Genomic DNA, 16,245 nt, shown 5'->3' with positions numbered 1-16,245 from the left:
TCAGTCGCATCGTTAGGGAAGGCATCGCCGTTGTTACCCACACCGTCTCCATCAGAGTCGACAGATTCAGTCGCATCGTTAGGGAAGGCATCGCCGTTGTTACCCACACCGTCTCCATCAGAGTCGACAGATTCAGTCGCATCATTCGGGAAGGCATCACCGTTGTTACCCACACCGTCTCCATCAGAGTCGACAGATTCAGTCGCATCATTCGGGAAGGCATCGCCGTTGTTACCCACACCGTCACCATCGCTATCAGTAGTTTCAGATGGATCATTTGGGAATGCGTCTTGGCTATCAATCACGCCGTCGCCGTCCGTATCAACAGGTACGGTAACATTACCATCGAGCAATTCGTCAGTAATTAGGTACTCATTGAACTCTTCCTCTTGGTCCATCACAGCTACGCCTAAACACTGATTGTTTTCATCAGTAATGGCTGCGCGGCGGTTACCAAACCACTTCCAGGTCGTTTCACTGTCGTAAGTCTCACCGTTTGCGATAGTGGTAAAGCCAAAGCTTTCACTGAGCTCTCCGGTTTCATTGTCTACACGGTGAATACGTACAGGTGTATTAGTGGTGTTAGTAAATGAGAAGTCAGCTTCAAATGGGCCCACTAAGTGCTTAGCTTGAAGATCACAACTACCAATGGTATTCGCTGCTGGAATGACTTCTGGCTCTGCCGCGTTAGCGATAGTGGTTTCATCAATGGTAAAGTCAGCTGTTGGATTATTGAGTACGCCGACACTTAAACAATTAAGACGCGCATCGGTTACCACAAAGCGACGGTCACCATACCAAATATCCGATGTATAACTTTCGCCTTGGTTGAGTGTGCCATAGCCAAAGTCAAAGCCCGTGGCGGCGCTTGCATATTTTGGTTTGCCAGTCAGATTATCAATACGGAACAGGCGAACTGGATAGTCCGTGGTATTGGTAATGGTGAACTCGTGAGACTCATCTTTGATGAGGTGAGGTCTAATCAGATCGCAGCTGCCAAGTAGATCCTGTGCTGGGATCTGCTCAGGTACCACATCTTTTACCAATTCTTGCTCAATCGTGAAGTCGTTGCTGGCATGGGTCATTACGCTCACACCTAAACAGTTCATTGCGTTGTCGCTCAGCATCATGCGATCGCCTTGACGCCAATTTTCAGAACTGTAGCTTTCACCAAGATTCAGCGTTTTATAATTGTTAGCAAAGTTGGCTGTGCCTTTATTATTGTCTACCCAGAACAGTGATACTGGTGTGTCAGTGCTGTTAGTAATAGTAAAGTCAATTTTCTCGGCATCGATATGACGCGCATACTGCTGAGTCAGCGCACATTCCCCAATGACATTATTTGCCGGTATTGTGGCAACTGGTGGTGCAACAACATCTGCATTAGCTAAGACAAACGCTTCAAAACCAGATTCTGTTCGTTCTGCTACACCTTTTAGCACTTCAGTGTAGGCATCTTTGTCACCAGCTTTCAGTGCTTCGGTGATTTTAACGATCTCATCAGGGTGCTGTTCAGATAAAAAATGCATTGCGTAATAACTCCATGGATAGAGCTCATCGTATCCATAGGCCATAAACAGTAGGTTGTAGAGCGGTGGAACCGTTTCGCCTTCAAGGCTGTTATTGGTTCTAGGGTGATCATGACCATTAGCTAAGTACTCTGCCATACCTTCAGACCAAGACACGTTGTAATCAAACGAGCCGTAAGAGCCTTTCTTGATATAGCGGCCATCTAAGTAATGCACAAACTCATGGCGCAGGTTGTAGATTTGATCTTCATATTGGCAAGAGCTGCCAACCCACGAATCAGGACACTGCATGGCAATAAAGCGCGCTTGATTGCCTACAACCTCAGGTGAACCTTCAAGGTACATACCGCCATTATCCGTACTAATCCCAAAAAATTCTGGTGCGTATTTCTCGTAGTCTTCAGGTGAAGCGAAGGCTACGACCTCGAGTACATCATTTTGATCGCCTGCTACCGGAATGCCGTTAGTATTAAAGAAGGCGTGAAACTCAGTTTCTTGCTCGGCCAAGTCAGCACAAGACTGGTTTAGAGTCGCTTGTGAGATACTGCTTTGAGCACGAATGATCAGTTTGTCGGTACACTCATGACGTACGGTTAAGATATCTTCTTCTTTTGGCGGTACGATACAGTTACCAAATAACGAGTCACCCGCTTCACACTGTCGACCAGCGGATTCTAAGTAGCTTTTGGTTACCATGGTTTCGGTTGTTTCTAATGACAACACGTTGGCAATTTTGTCATGTACTTCAATCACTGTGTTATCGAAACGGCCTTTTGCTTCGTCTGTGCCAATGGTTGAGATCTTACCGAGTGCAATAAAGGTATGAGGCACAATCCACTTTCTATCATCTTCTGCAGGCCAGCGCATATCGAGAGAGGTTTCGCCAAGATATGCAAAGCTACGCATTACCGATAACACATCAAGCATGCGATCGTTATAAGCCGCTTTTGTGGCTGAATCACCATAGTAAGCTGCTGAACCGATGGCCTTCATCAGTGCCATTGTGGCATCACCGGCATTGTTACCGCCAAATGGATTACTTTGCTCTGAATGATATTGAATAGCGGCAAGCAGATGAGGAAGTAGATCTTTAAAGTATGCCGACCCCGCACCGCGTTCAAAGTTATTAAGTGCAGCAGCAAAACCTTCTTGTATTACTCCACCCTTATCACCAATAAAGTTGCTCATTTTGGCTACGGCTTGCAGAGCAATGCTGAGTTGCAGTGCTTCTGTATCTGTCATCGCTTCAGCGTAATATTTATAAGAGGCGAGGAAGTATAAAAGCTGGTTTAGATCTGGGTCGTCTAAGTCATCAGCGCTTGCCAAGTAATGAAGCGCTTCTGTTACATCTGAAATGGGGTCCTGGCTCGCACCAGCGATTGTTTCGAAGTCGCTGTAACTGGCTGCAAGTATGGTAGCAATCGTTGCACCATATTGGTTCTTAGAAGTGATCGCAGGAGCGGGTAGAGTAATGTCAATATTGGTATTAAACACAATATAATCCCCCATAGGTGGCGGTACATCGCCTCCTGTAATGGTGACTTCTAGTGTGGTTTGTTGGATATTGCCATTAATTTTAAAGTAACGCTCTCCTGCACGAGAGGTGAAAGAGAGGCTTTCATCATTGGTGTCTGGAGTACTGCTAATCAGCTCTTGATTACCGCTCCAATCATCACCGTCGTATAAAATAAGATCGGCATCGCTGCCAGTAAAGCTACCACCAGAGGTAGTGATAGTGATCTGACTATTTTCGTAAGGAACATTGATATAAAAGTAATGACCATAATCAGTGATGCAGTGGCTTTGATTCGCCAGAACTTCACCTTGTCGGTCTAAGGTTTTATCTCCACACATTTCTGCAGCTTGTACTGAGCCGATATTTATTGAGGCTAGAATGGCACTAGTGAGAATGGACTTGCGAGAGATGATATTGGGTAAGTGGGCTTTAATGTTTCTTATCATAATTATCTAACCTCAGTGGGTGAGGGATTGTAGAAGTTAGGCTTTGTTGCCATAACTGCTCCCCTAAAGTAGTCGTACCAATTCCCTTGTATGACTTCAGATACTTAACCATCCGAGTTAAGTTGGTTGTTATTGTTTTGTTAAATTTAACTTTAGGTTAACAATATAATGTATACAAAGTCAAAGCTTGATAAAATTTAAATGAGATTTAGGTTCATAAAAAAGAGGAAAAAGCTGAAAAGGTGGAGCAAAAAGTGAGTTCTATCTCTTGCTGTTATGGATCTTGCCTGCAGGAAGTTTTTGTGAAGATTAAATAAGTTTAAAAGTCGCTATTAGATTATCTGGGTATACTAGCCCTGATGGCAGTTTAGCCATTGATTTGTTGGAGTAGTTAAATGCAGTTTAAGACGGTAATAGTGCCGGCAGCTTTGGCAATTAGTTTAAGTGGTTGTGGTTATTTTGGTGGCGATGAAAAACAGCAGCTAGAGCAAGCATGGCTAGCCAAAAATGAGCAGTTACAGCAAGTAATTGAACAGATCCGTAGCCAAGGTATCGAGGCCGTTGCCAGTGGTGCTGAGGCCGGTAGTGTGGCGGCTTGTGTAGCTAGCAAACTTGAGATGGACCCTGTTGGCGAGCTTGTTAATGTAGAGGGAGCACTGGTCGAGTCGGCAAAGATTACAGAACTTCTTAGTGAGTTAGAAGGCTTACTAGAGCAAGATTTTAGCTTAGAGAATATGTCTAGCCTGCTACAAAAAGGCGCCGATGCGGCGGCTTACGCTAAGCAGATCATTGCCGAACAAGGTGTTGAGCAAGGGTTACAACAGTTGCAGCAGATGGCAACGGCAAGTGAAGAGTTTGCTAGCCAAGATTTAGGCGCGCATTTTCAGCAGCTATTGCTCGAATGTCAGCAACAAGCCAATTAACTTCCAATAAGCATTGGCTCAATGAATCATGGCTCAATGATCATAGTTTAATGAGCCATAGCTCAAGATCATAGCTCAATGAAAAATGACCACTATTAAGTGGTCATTTTTGTATTAGGATTGGTGTTTATCGCAGACATATTTAGGCTATAGCTACTCGAGATCAATCGTCACTACGTTAGTTACTCCTGGGGTGACATTGATCATTCCGGTGGTGTAGAACTTGCCTTGGTCTGATTTTGCTTTCAGGTAATATTGGCCGCTATTAAGCATCGTCGTGCGAGTATCGTACGCAGCTATGCTTTTATCTGCCATCCAGCCATTGTCATCAACGGCATATAGGTATTGATCGCTTTCCATTGCTGCCCCACTATCTTGATGGAAGGCAACGAAACGCACCATGGTCATGCCTTTAGGGTTTTTTTCAGATTCAATTGAGCGAATAACGCCAAAATCTCTGCTCGTTTTCCCCGTCAGTGCGGCATAAACATCTTCAGATTGATTTGAATATTGTGGTTTGTCGTGGCTGTAACCTGGATTAGAAGAGCCGTTAGTGGATGAGCCTATGCTAGCGATATCTGAAACGGAATCTGCAATGTTTTTGATGTCGTTACTTTTGCAGGCGCAAAGGCTTAGCACGAATGTGCAAAGAAGAATCTTTTTCATAATTTACTCCATGTAAGTCAAACACATCCTTTAAAATGACCATAAATATCCCGAGTAACCACTCACGGTGGTGCTTGACATAAATACAGTCACTTTACTTTATCGGCTAAAGTAGCAACCGCTAAATAAGTCGTCAATAGTACAGACGTCTACTTCTGGAGGTATTACTTTTTACGGCCGTAAACTTTAACACCTGCTTTAGAACCATCAGAGTTACCGAAGACTTCCAGCTTTTTTACACAGCGACGGTAAGCGAAACCACGCCAGTCAGTGTGTTGGTTTTTCTTTAGATCACGATAGAAGCGAATTGTCTTAGTCTGGCCGTTATTAAAGGTGACTTTGATTTTTTCTAAATGCAGATCGCGCTCAGCCTTTACACGAATCGCGTCAGTTTTACGGCAAATCAATAGCGGAATTTTTGCGCCGTGATCGCCGCCGCTCAATAAGATCGTACGACCTAAAGTAATTTGCTCATCAGCCATAGCAATATTGCTTACTGCTAGCATGCTTGCAGCCATCATTAAGCCAGTCACAAAGGATTTGATATTCATATTTTCGGTTAGTGAATGAAAAGGGCGGCTAAATTAGTCTTTTGTTTGCTTTCGCGCTAGCAAATATTGAATGAAGTTAGACATCACTAGCAATAATTAAGAGGATGAAGATTAGCCTTGTTCGGGGGGGGGGGGGGGCTCAAAAGTGAGAGATTAGGCTAACCAGTAGCGTGTTAAGTTGATGAACAATAAACAGGTGTAATGGTTAGCCATTGAGTTAAATGGCAGAGTTAAATCATTAAAGGCTCTTAACCTGGCTTTCTAACTCTTTGGTTGTTTTCTGACTGACAAACTCTTTATAGAGCGCAGCTTTGTCAGTAGGGTTAATATTGGAATTTTGACCAACTGAGTCATTGAATAACGCTGATGTGACCGTTTTAGGAATGGTTACTAGGGCGCACACTTGATCAACATTATTAATTTTTATTATGGCGACTTGTTCAACCTGACTTTTTTGTAGAGAAACACTCGTTACTTGCTTGGCAATTTGCTCAAATGAAGAGCCTGCAGTTACTAAACCTGCTGAATCATCTAACTTTTGGAATGTTTTCTCTAGTACGCTGGCTTTTAGCTCCATATTTTGCGCTAAAGTTGTGCGTGAAAGTGACACCGCATGATTACGGTCAATGGAGAAGTTTCCTGAGCTTTTGACGCAGTTAGAAGCCGAAAACCCATTTGCCGATGCAGGGTTCATCACCCAAGTAGGGATAGCGCTTGCGGTATTTAATTGCGCTTGTTCGACGTTAGCGTCTTGGCTGGCGCAACCAGTCATTAGGAATGTCATTAATGCTGCTGATAAAATAGTCTTATTCATCGTGTAACCTTTTGTTAGATTGTTGAACTCTTATTTTTTTCGCTGTATGTCTTCAGCTTGTTATTCACTTTTTCAAGATAATTACGCGTTTCTTTGTAAGGCAGGTTGGTCATTAAGTGTTGATAAACTTGCTGCGAACTCATGGTATTAATTTTTTTCACCGTCATATTCACGCTTTTGAGTCCAAACGCTTTGGCAATATTGCCAGAACCGGTGTTATATGCTGCGATCATTGCATACGTCGCGCTTTGAGGATCTTTAATCCCTTTTAGGTATCTACTTTTGAGGATCTTTAAGTAGGCTGTACCTGTTTCTATATTGACCTGTGGGTTGTAAAGCTCATTTGCGCTCATTGGACTATCTTTGCCACGGTAGAGTCTATTGACATCATGCCCCGCAGTGTTGGGGACAATCTGCATCAACCCAAAAGCCGGAACATGAGATTTGGCTTTTGGATTAAAATGGGACTCGGTATGCATAATGGCCAGGATCAGCGGTGCTGGTAGTTTTTGTTTTACACTTTCGACGTAAATATAGGGCATGTAGTTTTTCGCCCGTTCAGATACTGCCGAAGTCGGAATATCGACCCGATACTGCACCAGTTTTATGGGCGTTCGCGCTAAGGTTTGTTGATTCTTTTTGAAGTTATCTTCGAGTTTAGCGACTCTTTCTAGTTCATTGGCTTTCATGACGCGCTTTTGCTCTGTGAGAACCTGCTCTTTTATGGCTTCATCGGTTAGCACTTCGCTTTGTTCGCTATAAATATCTAACTGACTCATTTGGCGTTCAGTTTGGGCTTTTATCGTATTTTGTACTTGATTGATAACGTCAGTATTCAGCTTTACATCAATGATTTTGGTTGCATCAGACTTGGCGGTAACAGGCGTTGTTAAGCCAATACTTGTTAATAATTCTTGGTTTGAGGCAATAACATTATTGATACTATCTAGTTGCTGCTGTTTATTGGCAGTTGACTCACTGGGTTTGATATCTATGGTTATTTGATTATTTTTTAAATCGATTACGGTTCGTGAATGGCTTTTATTATCGACCACAACAATCATATCTTGTGAGCTTGTTTTCGCGTCTCCCCAATGAGCAATAGAATCTTGTTGTTGCTTATCCCAATCCTCCAAATAAGCGATTTGCCATTGGGTAAATTCATTAATATGCGCGGCATACCATTGATTAAACTCGTTTGAATCATCAGCGCTTAATTGACTGACCTCATGATCCAGTTCTGCAAAAGGATCATTAGCTGCAACATGACTGACGAAACATAAATTAATGGCAATACATAAAATGCTATGTCGAAGTTTTATCAAGGTTAAGTTTTCCGTGGGCAAGAATTAGAAATAGGATGACAAGTCATCTGCGGAAGATTGCTCAAGCTTATCGATGGCATTATTGATATCGGTGGCCAGTTGTTGGCAAGCAGAGCTTTTGCATAATTTAACGATAGTTAGACTCGTTGTGAGTTGTTCTTGTTGCATTTTCCATTGAGCTAACCAGAGTTTGATACTGTCGCTTTCGACTTTAGTTACAACAACATACTTGTCAAAGTAAGCCTCTGCTTTAACGGGATCTTGTTGTTGGAGTAATAGCGTTATCAGGCTGGCTCCGTCCATGGATACCGCAGGCTCTTTCATCAAATACGGCAGCAGAGGTTTGATGGCTGCATACTGCTTTGTTGCGTAATAAGCAACGGCATAGCTTAACCCTGTTGTTGCTAGGTTAGTGGATTTGCCGCTGTCGAGAAGGGTTGCAGAACAAGAGGCTGTCAGCTCTGTCACATTACGGTATTGAATGTTATCAAGTTCGAATTGCAGGTTGATCAGAGGCCAGTCGGAAAATGGGTCTTTAATGAGCTGCGCTGCTATTAACTGATTCTCATAATTTGTACGTAAAGGTAATGCGAGACCTTTGCGGCAAAGACTTTTCATTTGAGGGGAGGGGAGGCCTCTTTCACGCTCTACGGTGGCCGTGTAATGAGGGGCTTGCCCACTTACTTGATAACGGGTACCTGAGAATTCCCAGCTGTTAGCTTGATTTGCCATTGCTGGCAAGCTTAAAAAGCTTGCCAGCAATAAACCTGTCGATTTACAGCTCATTGATACTGCTTACCTGACCTGAAGCACCTTGGGAGCTCTCTGTTTCGGTTAGACCACCAGTGGTGTTGACCTTATGAGTGCTACCAACATTTCCTTCTCGTAATCTCTGTTTATTTTCAGCCGATGCTTTTTTAGCTGCGGCTTCTAATGAAGGCGCATACACAGCTACGGCAAGAGACCAGTTGCCATCGGCGCTGGTGAATGTTTTAACTGATACACCTGCAGGGACTTTACCCGCTGCAAATGACTTGTATGAATCTGATGTTTTCATATTATTGAGGAAAGTGTGTTTATCCTCAGCAAGTACAGTTGCATCGGCAGGATTGATATTGTCAGGTTCGTATTCGAACTGTTCATTCTTCTCGATTTGGTTTTCTGCAAACCCTCCTTGCCAGTAAACCTCTTCACCTTGCATCACCGAGATTAAGCTGTTGCGTGCTTTAGCTTGCGCTTGTGATTTTGAAGCGCTCAATAGTTTACGTTGAACATTCTTGCTTCTATTTTCGCGAATAATGGATGAACCAAAACCAAGTACAAATGACTCACCTGTATCTGCGTTAGTGATCACTTTCGCGCCAACAGGAGGCATAACACCTGCTTGGAGATCATTAATAATTTGCTTGAAGATGATATTGGGTTCAGTGGTTTGGGTTAAGGCACCCACTTGGCGTTTAGTTTGTTCGCGGGTTTTAGGCGTAGAGATTAAGCTTACGCGTACCATTTTTTCTATTGGATCGTCAAAAACATCGAAGGTGACATAACCAACCAATGCGCCTTTAACCGACTCGGCACAATTATCACTGGTGAAACTTTGGGTGTTAGCCGCACTTTCGGTGCCAGTGTCAATCATGTCCGTCACTTCGTTAACGACAGTGGCACATGCGTTACTCATACCTTCCATATTTTCCACTAATTGCTTCTTAGCAATTTGAAATGCTTTGGTATAAGCGGCACGTTTTGACAGCAGTGATGCGTTACGGTTTTCGTAGGTTTCGTAGCTTGCAGAACCTGCAGAGAGTATGCCGACTCCAGAGCTAACTGCGATCATTTTTACACCGTCACCATCATCTTCAATTAGGCTTTTATGGGCAACTAATACAGCTGCTTTAGCGTCAGTGCCAACCACTAAGCCATCAACTTCTTTAACATCTGAAGTATCAATGGTTTGTGCTTGTTTTCCATTTGTCGCTGGAACGAGATCGTTTAGATCAAAATCAACACTGGCATGGGCTGAGCCTAAGATACTTGCCAATACTAATGACACGAGTGTTTTTTTAAACATGATGAACTTATATCCTTGTGGACTTAAAGTACCTGAATTTGGTATTCATTAAGCACGCTAAGTTTTGATTGGTATTGTGGTTGGTGAATGCGTAATGATGGCGCGATATATTGAGCTAAGTCGTTTGCATTATTTAACGACCTAAGCTGCACTATGACTTTGCCTGAGTGGGTATTGATTTTTATATCTGAAACACCATTGATCGCACTGAGTAAGGTGTAAAGCTGGCCATGCTTACCCGCTGCTTTCTCCGATAAAATTAACTCTCGTACTGGACCACCTCGCATAGCCATCTTATGCACTGAATCGTGTAACTGTTGTTTGAGTGCTTGCTGATTGTCTTCTAAAGCCAGATGCACAGAAGCTAACTCATTGAGCATGTCAGGTTTGTTTGGCAAGGTTAAAAAGGTCGGGTCGTTGTGCCATACACCATATTGGTTACCAGCGCGGTCGATTACGCTTGCTCTCAGTTCAAGCTGTAGCCCTGACGGTGTTAGTTTTTCGTTTTCTAAGACCTGCAGAATGATGCTCGCTGCAGCAGGTGACTTAGATAGGTTAAATCCCATTGAGGCCAGCGCATCAGTAAAGGTTTGCTTCACAATGGGAAGATTTGCATCAATGTAAACAGCGGGCTGTCCAAGACTTGTTATTAGCTCAGCCACTTTCTCTTCGATACGTTTCTTTTCAACTGTAATATCTAGGGTTACTGTCAATGTACCGTCAGGTAGTTGCTGAGAACTGATTTCGTTCCAGCGACTTACTAACCCCTGAGACTGCAAAGACAGAGACTGTGTTGCCACCTCTTGCATATTAAAGTCGTCAGAGTTCGCTGATGCTGACATATTGGAGCTTGTTTGTTGCATAAAGCCTGACTTGACCATTACTCCAAGCACCTGACTTACAGCACGCTGAAACGCGTCTTGCTCTGCGGCTTGGCGAGCAGTTAGCCCTGCCTTACTTTTTCCTTCTCCAACAACAACGACGGACATTGTTGGCTCCGAATCCCAGACAACATCTTGCAAGCTTTCTGGAGCTTGATCAGTGGGGGGAGTCAGACGCATTGTTATGCATGTATCATCACCCTGTATTTCAGGTTGATCGTAGTCTGCTCGAATAACACCCTGGGCAATCCCCGATACCAGTAGCTCTCGACTATGTTGATTAAACTGCTCGTCAAATAGGTGAGTGTCGTCTGTTGAGAAGGAAAATGATGTTTCGCCTAACAGAAATAAGCGCAGATTATTTAAACCTTGCGCCTTTGCTGCCTCTATTGCCAAAGCCCCACGTCCATATGCACAGCCTTGTTCAACAAGAGCCAGCGAAGGCTGGCTCTTATCTAGCTCCAATGCTGAAGCAGACAGGCATACAAATAAGGTACTGAGGGCGAAGCCTTGAGTTAACCTTTTTGCACCCATGTACTACGTTCCTTCATAAACTCCATTGGTACCCCTACACTGACGGCAAAGATGCGGCGTTGACGGTCTGGACGGTAGATGCCAGTTTCCGCTTCATCGCGTACCTGCTCTGCAAGATTACTGTCTTTCCAACGGATAATTTTGCCTTGGGCACTTTGCATGCTTGGGTTAACGGTTGCGACACCTATTGGCTCAACAAAGCCTGCGCTATATTCAAACACCACCATTGTTTCATTGGGTAACACACCCGCATTTTGACCGCGGTCTAATGAAATACGGTCTCCTTTGATCCCCATCACTTGTGCAGTGGCTGGCATCTCTTTGAGTAGGCGGGTCAGCATGATGTCGAAACTACGTGAAGACATTTCGTTCAATACAGATTCGACATCCTTGCCGCTGGTGTAGTTGAAACCACGGTAGTATTCGCCGTTAGCAATGACAGTGGTAAAACTGTTTTTTTCTCGTACATCAAAGTTAGAGACGCGAATTTTACCAATATTTGGATAGCTCAATTTTTCCCGAGTATAAGGATCGATAACACCGGTTGATATTTCCATTGATGTCTGGAATAAGGATTGTGTTGAGCCAAACAGCATATCGCCAGTCTTCAGTACATCGACTTTTATGATGTAGTCTGTCGATAGTCTGCTCTTGCTGCTCGCTTTTTTAGCGACATTAACCGCGCCCTCATCAGCAAGAATCTCACCCATAGCGGCATTTACTGAATCAGTATCTCGAGTCAAAATGCGGAAACGGTTTACGCCTGCAAATTGGTTTTCTAGTGTGTTTTCTAGCGCTTTGCTTTTAAACTGGCCAATACTCGAGTGCATCGCATTAAATACATCTGCAGATGTACCTTGCAAGTTCTCACTTACATCAGTTTGAACATCCCCGAAATATAGACGAATAGTTTTCTTGGCTAATGGGCAGCGACTATCTTTCTCTTCAGCTTCATATGAGCAAAATTGCAAGCCTTGGGTGTTGAAATATGCAGGCACCTCGATGTCACTGCTCTCAAAATCATGAGCAGATTTGCCGATAATGAGCGAGGAGTTTCCTGCATTACTTTCAACAGAATGTGTCTGTGAAACTTTAGTGCTTTGACAGCCTGAGATGGCAATGCCCAAAGCCACTAAACAAGCAACTTTAGTCAGCTTCATTATGCTTTCACTTTTTCAGCTAAAACCTTATCTAGATTTTTTAATTGCTCGATAGTGTCTTGATCCATTGAGATCAATGTGTTGGCATCAAAAGCAAGCTCTGATCGTGCTGATAATTCATCGTATGCAGCAACGATTGGCACGATCTCTTCCGCTTCGCCTTCTTCTTTAGACTCATTCGAGAAAAATGCGAGGATGCTATCCAATAATCCGCCTGCAGAATCATGAGCGATAGCTGTAGCATTCTGTGTAGCAATGTAGGCAATCTCTGCAACTTGCAGAGTGATATCGGCTGTGAGCTCTACGTTTTCATCAAAAATGTCATCAGATGCGTTTTGGTAGGCTTCTACTTGAGGACGGATCTTCTTATTTTCTGGCTTGGCTGCATCAAACTCGTTCATGGCAATAAGTAGTTCTTCGTCAGACTTGTCCGCGTTAATGGCTAAGAAGCCGGCGACATCTGCATGCTTTGAAGCTAGAGTCGAGTAACTATTAAATACTGCACATTGGCGCTCTTGAATTGATACCATCACTTTAGAGGCTTTATCGACCGCATATGAAACTGGGGTGTACTTATCGCCTAGAGTGGCACAGTTTTCCGTTAACTCGACTTTCATCTGAGCGCGATCAGCTGTTGCAGAGCCCGCACCAGACATTGAGGTACAACCAGAAATAACAGAAAGCATTAGAGCTGCGATGATAGTTTTTTTAAACATTTTTAGTCCCTTTAATGTAGCAATGTAAATATTGATTTATTGTTTATGGTATTAATAATTTTTTGCTGTGCCGCGTTCTTAGCAGACTCTGCGTTATTTGATGACTTGCCTATTTCGGTCAGTATCTTTTCACCAACAGCCAAACTCGGGTTACTGGCTTCAAAAAACTGTAACCATAGAGTTTGCTTGACTATGAATTGCTGTCCTTGTTTACCGTGCTGAGTTTGAGCTTTGATATAAAGCGTAATATTTGCATTTGCAGAGGCAGTTAACGACTGTGTTAATGTCGACTTTACTGTTGATGCAAATAAGTCTGAAGAAGCGGAAACTACAACACTAATACTTTGAGCCTGTTTGTTTAACGCCCGCTCTAAACTGAGCTGAGTTTTATTTAAGGGATCAAAACTTGTTTCAATTAAGCTTGGTGCAAGCGCAATGGTGTTGCGTGCTTTAAAAATCAACCTAGAGGCTTCGTTTAAGCGGTTTAGATCGCGCCATGAGGTGCCTTGATTCGCCAACAAATCAGTGGCTAGCAAATGGCTGTGGTTGATGTCAGCTAGTAATTTCTTTCCCCACACCGTTTTATTGATTCTAAATTCATATTCACAAGGTTGTTGCTGACAGTTTTGTTTAACAAATTCCATATTGCTAATTTCAATAGGTAAAGAGTCAATGCTTGAATTAAGAGAATAACTAGAGGTAGCTACATTATTTGTTTTTTCTTGTTGGCTTTTCTCTGTAACTTCTACTTTGCTATATAGTTGTAATGCTAATTGCTGCTTAGCATCTAGCTCTGCACTTCTTTGATTATTACCGTAGCCTTTAATCTTTAGGTATGTGTCATTAGCATGAGCGCTATTAATGATATTCAGAGGTAGTATTAGCAGCAGTGTGATAAAAGCCATAATTAGCGACTTCATAATGTAATTTAGTTTATATGTTTTTTATAAAGTACGAAAAATTAATTATTGTTTCAATTTTATTTATTTAATTGAAAAGTGCGATTTTGAATATTTAGTCGAATGCGTTGCTACTTTTTGGTTGGTTGTTCTCAGCTGTGTTGGTTAGTGGCGTTATGGTCAAGGTTATTTAATCTGTGGTATTGGTTGCACTTATTTACTGTGTGAACATTTTTCATGCATGATAAGTTATTCATTACCATGCATAAAAAATCGATTATACGTTTATTTTCTTTATGCTGTAATTGTGATTGCGCGCATGTAAATAAAATTTATATATAAGTTGATTTAACTTTGACTTTTTAATTAATTAGTTATCTTATATTTAATTAAGTTATATTTGCATTTTGAATATCTAATATTTAAATAAGATCGGCTTTTACGGATTATGTCTTCGTAAGTATTCTGTTGATAGCAAAAGTGGTAAGAGAGTTAACTTAATTAATGATGAATATTTTCCATTTCGCTGAAATAACTTGAGCAAGGATTAACTCTTAGGAAGGGCTTTAAGCAAGCAATGTGCTTGAGATCGCAATGTGCTAGATGAGTAAGTTGCATTAACGAGGGTATAGTCAATCACCATATGTTACTGGTTATGTTGAATGTGCTTAAAGTGGTAAGCCTTTTAGGGTTGTAATGTTGGTTTTGGTTTTGCGACTGGTTAAGTCAACTGATTTTTGTCAAAAAAACGGATTTTATCAACGTGACTTAGGTCATGTTTTGCGTCAACATAGCAGTATTAAGTAAGTGATAGTTAATTTAGAGTCTGGCTCGATTGCCGCCTTGTAAAGGGCGCAATATTTGGCCTATAGAGGAATGAAGTGATGAGATCGGCAAACCCAAAAATTGTGATTGTAGGTGGTGGCGCTGGTGGTTTAGAGCTAGCAACGCAATTGGGGCATAAACTGGGTAGAAAAAACCTAGCCCAAATTATCTTAGTCGATAAGAATCGTACTCATATTTGGAAGCCATTATTGCATGAAGTGGCGACGGGCTCACTGGACTCTGCGCTTGATGGCGTTGTGTATTCTGCTCACGCAGCTAAACATGGTTATCAGTTTCAGCTAGGCACATTTTGTGGTTTAGATGAGAAAAGTCAGTCACTGTCTGTGGCGCCCATTATTGATGAGGCGGGTAAGGTGATGTTGCCTGAACGTCAAATTCAATATGACAAATTAGTCATCGCTATTGGTAGCGTCAGTAATGACTTTAATACTCCAGGTGTTAAAGAGAATTGCTTCTTCCTAGACTCACATCAGCAAGCGAATCGTTTTCATAATGCGTTGCTAGACAGCTTTACGCGAGTGCATCAGTCAGAAACGATTAATGAGCTTAATATTGCCATTGTGGGCGGCGGCGCAACAGGTGTTGAATTATCGGCTGAACTGTACCATGTAACCGATATGCTTAAGGTTTACGGCTTAAGCAAGATGACGGCTGAAAAACTTAATATTCACTTGATTGAGGTGGGTGAGCGCATTTTACCAGCCTTGCCTGAACGTATTGCCACCTCGGCAAGAACTGAGCTAAGTAAATTGGGGGTTAATGTGATGGAAAACACCCGTATTAGCGAAGCGACGGCTGAAGGTTTTGTGACCTCTGAAGGTCAGTTAATTGAAGCTAATATTATGCTTTGGGCTGCAGGCGTTAAGGCGGCAGACTTTATTAAAGATATCGGCTTTTTTGAGCTTAACCGTGCTAACCAAATTATGGTTAAGCCTAATCTACTCAGTACCGTAAGCGATGATATTTACGTGATTGGTGATTGCTGTGCTTGTCAGCAAGCCGATGGCAGCTTTGTGCCGCCAAGAGCACAATCTGCGCATCAGATGGCAGAGTGTGTCGAGAAGAACATTCTTAATGAGCTGAAAGGTGAGCCGCTACATGATTATGTGTATGTCGATCATGGCTCACTGGTCAATCTGTCGCGTTATAGCACAGTCGGTAGCTTGATGGGCAACCTAACTAAAAACAGCATGTTTGTTGAAGGTAAGATTGCACGTCTGGTTTATATTTCGCTATATCGTATGCATCAGCAAGCCATTCATGGCACCTTAAAGACCATCGCGTTATGGTGTGCCGAAAAGCTGATGCGAGTGGTGAGACCGAGAATGAAGCTGCACTAGTTCGCCTATATGAGTCAGGCTTGAGTCGCAA

At 42.6% G+C, this 16,245-nt stretch carries 13 protein-coding genes; 2 read left to right on the top strand and 11 right to left on the bottom strand.

What is annotated here, in order from left to right:
* On the bottom strand, positions 1-3,491 hold a 3,491-nt coding region (locus ACVBIO_RS11290; RefSeq protein WP_447172632.1), incomplete at its 3' end, for a collagenase.
* A 395-nt stretch (positions 3,492-3,886) separates the two neighbouring features.
* Between ACVBIO_RS11290 and ACVBIO_RS11285 the strand changes: the two genes are divergently transcribed.
* The gene (locus ACVBIO_RS11285) at positions 3,887-4,414 is read left to right on the top strand and encodes a hypothetical protein (protein WP_447162967.1); all 528 of its coding nucleotides are present in this window, start codon (positions 3,887-3,889) and stop codon (positions 4,412-4,414) included.
* Positions 4,415-4,567: 153 nt separating this feature from the next.
* Here ACVBIO_RS11285 and ACVBIO_RS11280 read toward each other — a convergent pair whose 3' ends face one another.
* The 10 genes from ACVBIO_RS11280 to ACVBIO_RS11235 all read right to left on the bottom strand — a co-directional run bounded on the left by ACVBIO_RS11280 (position 4,568) and on the right by ACVBIO_RS11235 (position 14,034).
* Positions 4,568-5,080 (bottom strand): hypothetical protein, encoded by a 513-nt coding sequence (locus ACVBIO_RS11280; protein WP_447172631.1) that lies wholly within the window; start codon positions 5,078-5,080, stop codon positions 4,568-4,570.
* Between the two features lie 164 nt (positions 5,081-5,244).
* On the bottom strand, positions 5,245-5,631 hold the full coding sequence (locus ACVBIO_RS11275) for a DUF2541 family protein (protein WP_447172630.1): 387 nt from the start codon (positions 5,629-5,631) through the stop codon (positions 5,245-5,247).
* Positions 5,632-5,869: 238 nt separating this feature from the next.
* Positions 5,870-6,445, bottom strand: a complete 576-nt coding sequence (locus ACVBIO_RS11270; protein ID WP_447172629.1) for a hypothetical protein — start codon at positions 6,443-6,445, stop codon at positions 5,870-5,872.
* A gap of 14 nt (positions 6,446-6,459) precedes the next feature.
* Positions 6,460-7,770: a transglycosylase SLT domain-containing protein gene (locus ACVBIO_RS11265; protein ID WP_447172628.1), complete on the bottom strand. Its 1,311-nt coding sequence runs from the start codon at positions 7,768-7,770 to the stop codon at positions 6,460-6,462.
* Between the two features lie 24 nt (positions 7,771-7,794).
* Positions 7,795-8,556 (bottom strand): hypothetical protein, encoded by a 762-nt coding sequence (locus ACVBIO_RS11260; protein ID WP_447172627.1) that lies wholly within the window; start codon positions 8,554-8,556, stop codon positions 7,795-7,797.
* A complete protein-coding gene (locus tag ACVBIO_RS11255; protein WP_447172626.1) occupies positions 8,546-9,838 on the bottom strand; it encodes a hypothetical protein in 1,293 nt (430 codons plus the stop codon). The genes ACVBIO_RS11260 and ACVBIO_RS11255 overlap by 11 nt, the downstream gene beginning before the upstream one ends.
* A 23-nt stretch (positions 9,839-9,861) precedes the next feature.
* Positions 9,862-11,253 (bottom strand): hypothetical protein, encoded by a 1,392-nt coding sequence (locus tag ACVBIO_RS11250; protein ID WP_447172625.1) that lies wholly within the window; start codon positions 11,251-11,253, stop codon positions 9,862-9,864.
* Positions 11,235-12,413: a hypothetical protein gene (locus ACVBIO_RS11245; protein ID WP_447172624.1), complete on the bottom strand. Its 1,179-nt coding sequence runs from the start codon at positions 12,411-12,413 to the stop codon at positions 11,235-11,237. Before ACVBIO_RS11245 ends, ACVBIO_RS11250 begins: the two co-directional genes overlap by 19 nt.
* Positions 12,413-13,129, bottom strand: coding sequence for a hypothetical protein (locus ACVBIO_RS11240; RefSeq protein WP_447172623.1), 717 nt, complete (start codon positions 13,127-13,129; stop codon positions 12,413-12,415). The genes ACVBIO_RS11245 and ACVBIO_RS11240 overlap by 1 nt, the downstream gene beginning before the upstream one ends.
* Before the next feature lie 11 nt (positions 13,130-13,140).
* Complete coding sequence (locus ACVBIO_RS11235) at positions 13,141-14,034, bottom strand: hypothetical protein (RefSeq protein WP_447172622.1); 894 nt, start codon at positions 14,032-14,034, stop codon at positions 13,141-13,143.
* 878 nt (positions 14,035-14,912) lie between these two features.
* On the opposite strand from ACVBIO_RS11235, the gene ACVBIO_RS11230 reads away from it, so the two are divergent.
* Positions 14,913-16,214, top strand: coding sequence for an NAD(P)/FAD-dependent oxidoreductase (locus ACVBIO_RS11230; RefSeq protein ID WP_447172621.1), 1,302 nt, complete (start codon positions 14,913-14,915; stop codon positions 16,212-16,214).
* Positions 16,215-16,245 lie beyond the last annotated feature (31 nt).

The organism is Shewanella sp. 0m-8 (genome assembly GCF_052977265.1).
The sequence above is the reverse complement of the archived record's forward strand: the minus strand, read 5'-3'. Positions and strand labels throughout refer to the sequence as shown.

Coding starts and splice junctions, on each gene's coding strand:
- ACVBIO_RS11235 (WP_447172622.1), bottom strand. CDS start 14,034: ATGGCTTTTATCACACTGCTGCTAATACTACCTCTGAATATCATTAAT.
- ACVBIO_RS11285 (WP_447162967.1), top strand. CDS start 3,887: ATGCAGTTTAAGACGGTAATAGTGCCGGCAGCTTTGGCAATTAGTTTA.
- ACVBIO_RS11245 (WP_447172624.1), bottom strand. CDS start 12,413: ATGAAGCTGACTAAAGTTGCTTGTTTAGTGGCTTTGGGCATTGCCATC.
- ACVBIO_RS11240 (WP_447172623.1), bottom strand. CDS start 13,129: ATGTTTAAAAAAACTATCATCGCAGCTCTAATGCTTTCTGTTATTTCT.
- ACVBIO_RS11270 (WP_447172629.1), bottom strand. CDS start 6,445: ATGAATAAGACTATTTTATCAGCAGCATTAATGACATTCCTAATGACT.
- ACVBIO_RS11255 (WP_447172626.1), bottom strand. CDS start 9,838: ATGTTTAAAAAAACACTCGTGTCATTAGTATTGGCAAGTATCTTAGGC.
- ACVBIO_RS11280 (WP_447172631.1), bottom strand. CDS start 5,080: ATGAAAAAGATTCTTCTTTGCACATTCGTGCTAAGCCTTTGCGCCTGC.
- ACVBIO_RS11260 (WP_447172627.1), bottom strand. CDS start 8,556: ATGAGCTGTAAATCGACAGGTTTATTGCTGGCAAGCTTTTTAAGCTTG.
- ACVBIO_RS11230 (WP_447172621.1), top strand. CDS start 14,913: ATGAGATCGGCAAACCCAAAAATTGTGATTGTAGGTGGTGGCGCTGGT.
- ACVBIO_RS11275 (WP_447172630.1), bottom strand. CDS start 5,631: ATGAATATCAAATCCTTTGTGACTGGCTTAATGATGGCTGCAAGCATG.
- ACVBIO_RS11250 (WP_447172625.1), bottom strand. CDS start 11,253: ATGGGTGCAAAAAGGTTAACTCAAGGCTTCGCCCTCAGTACCTTATTT.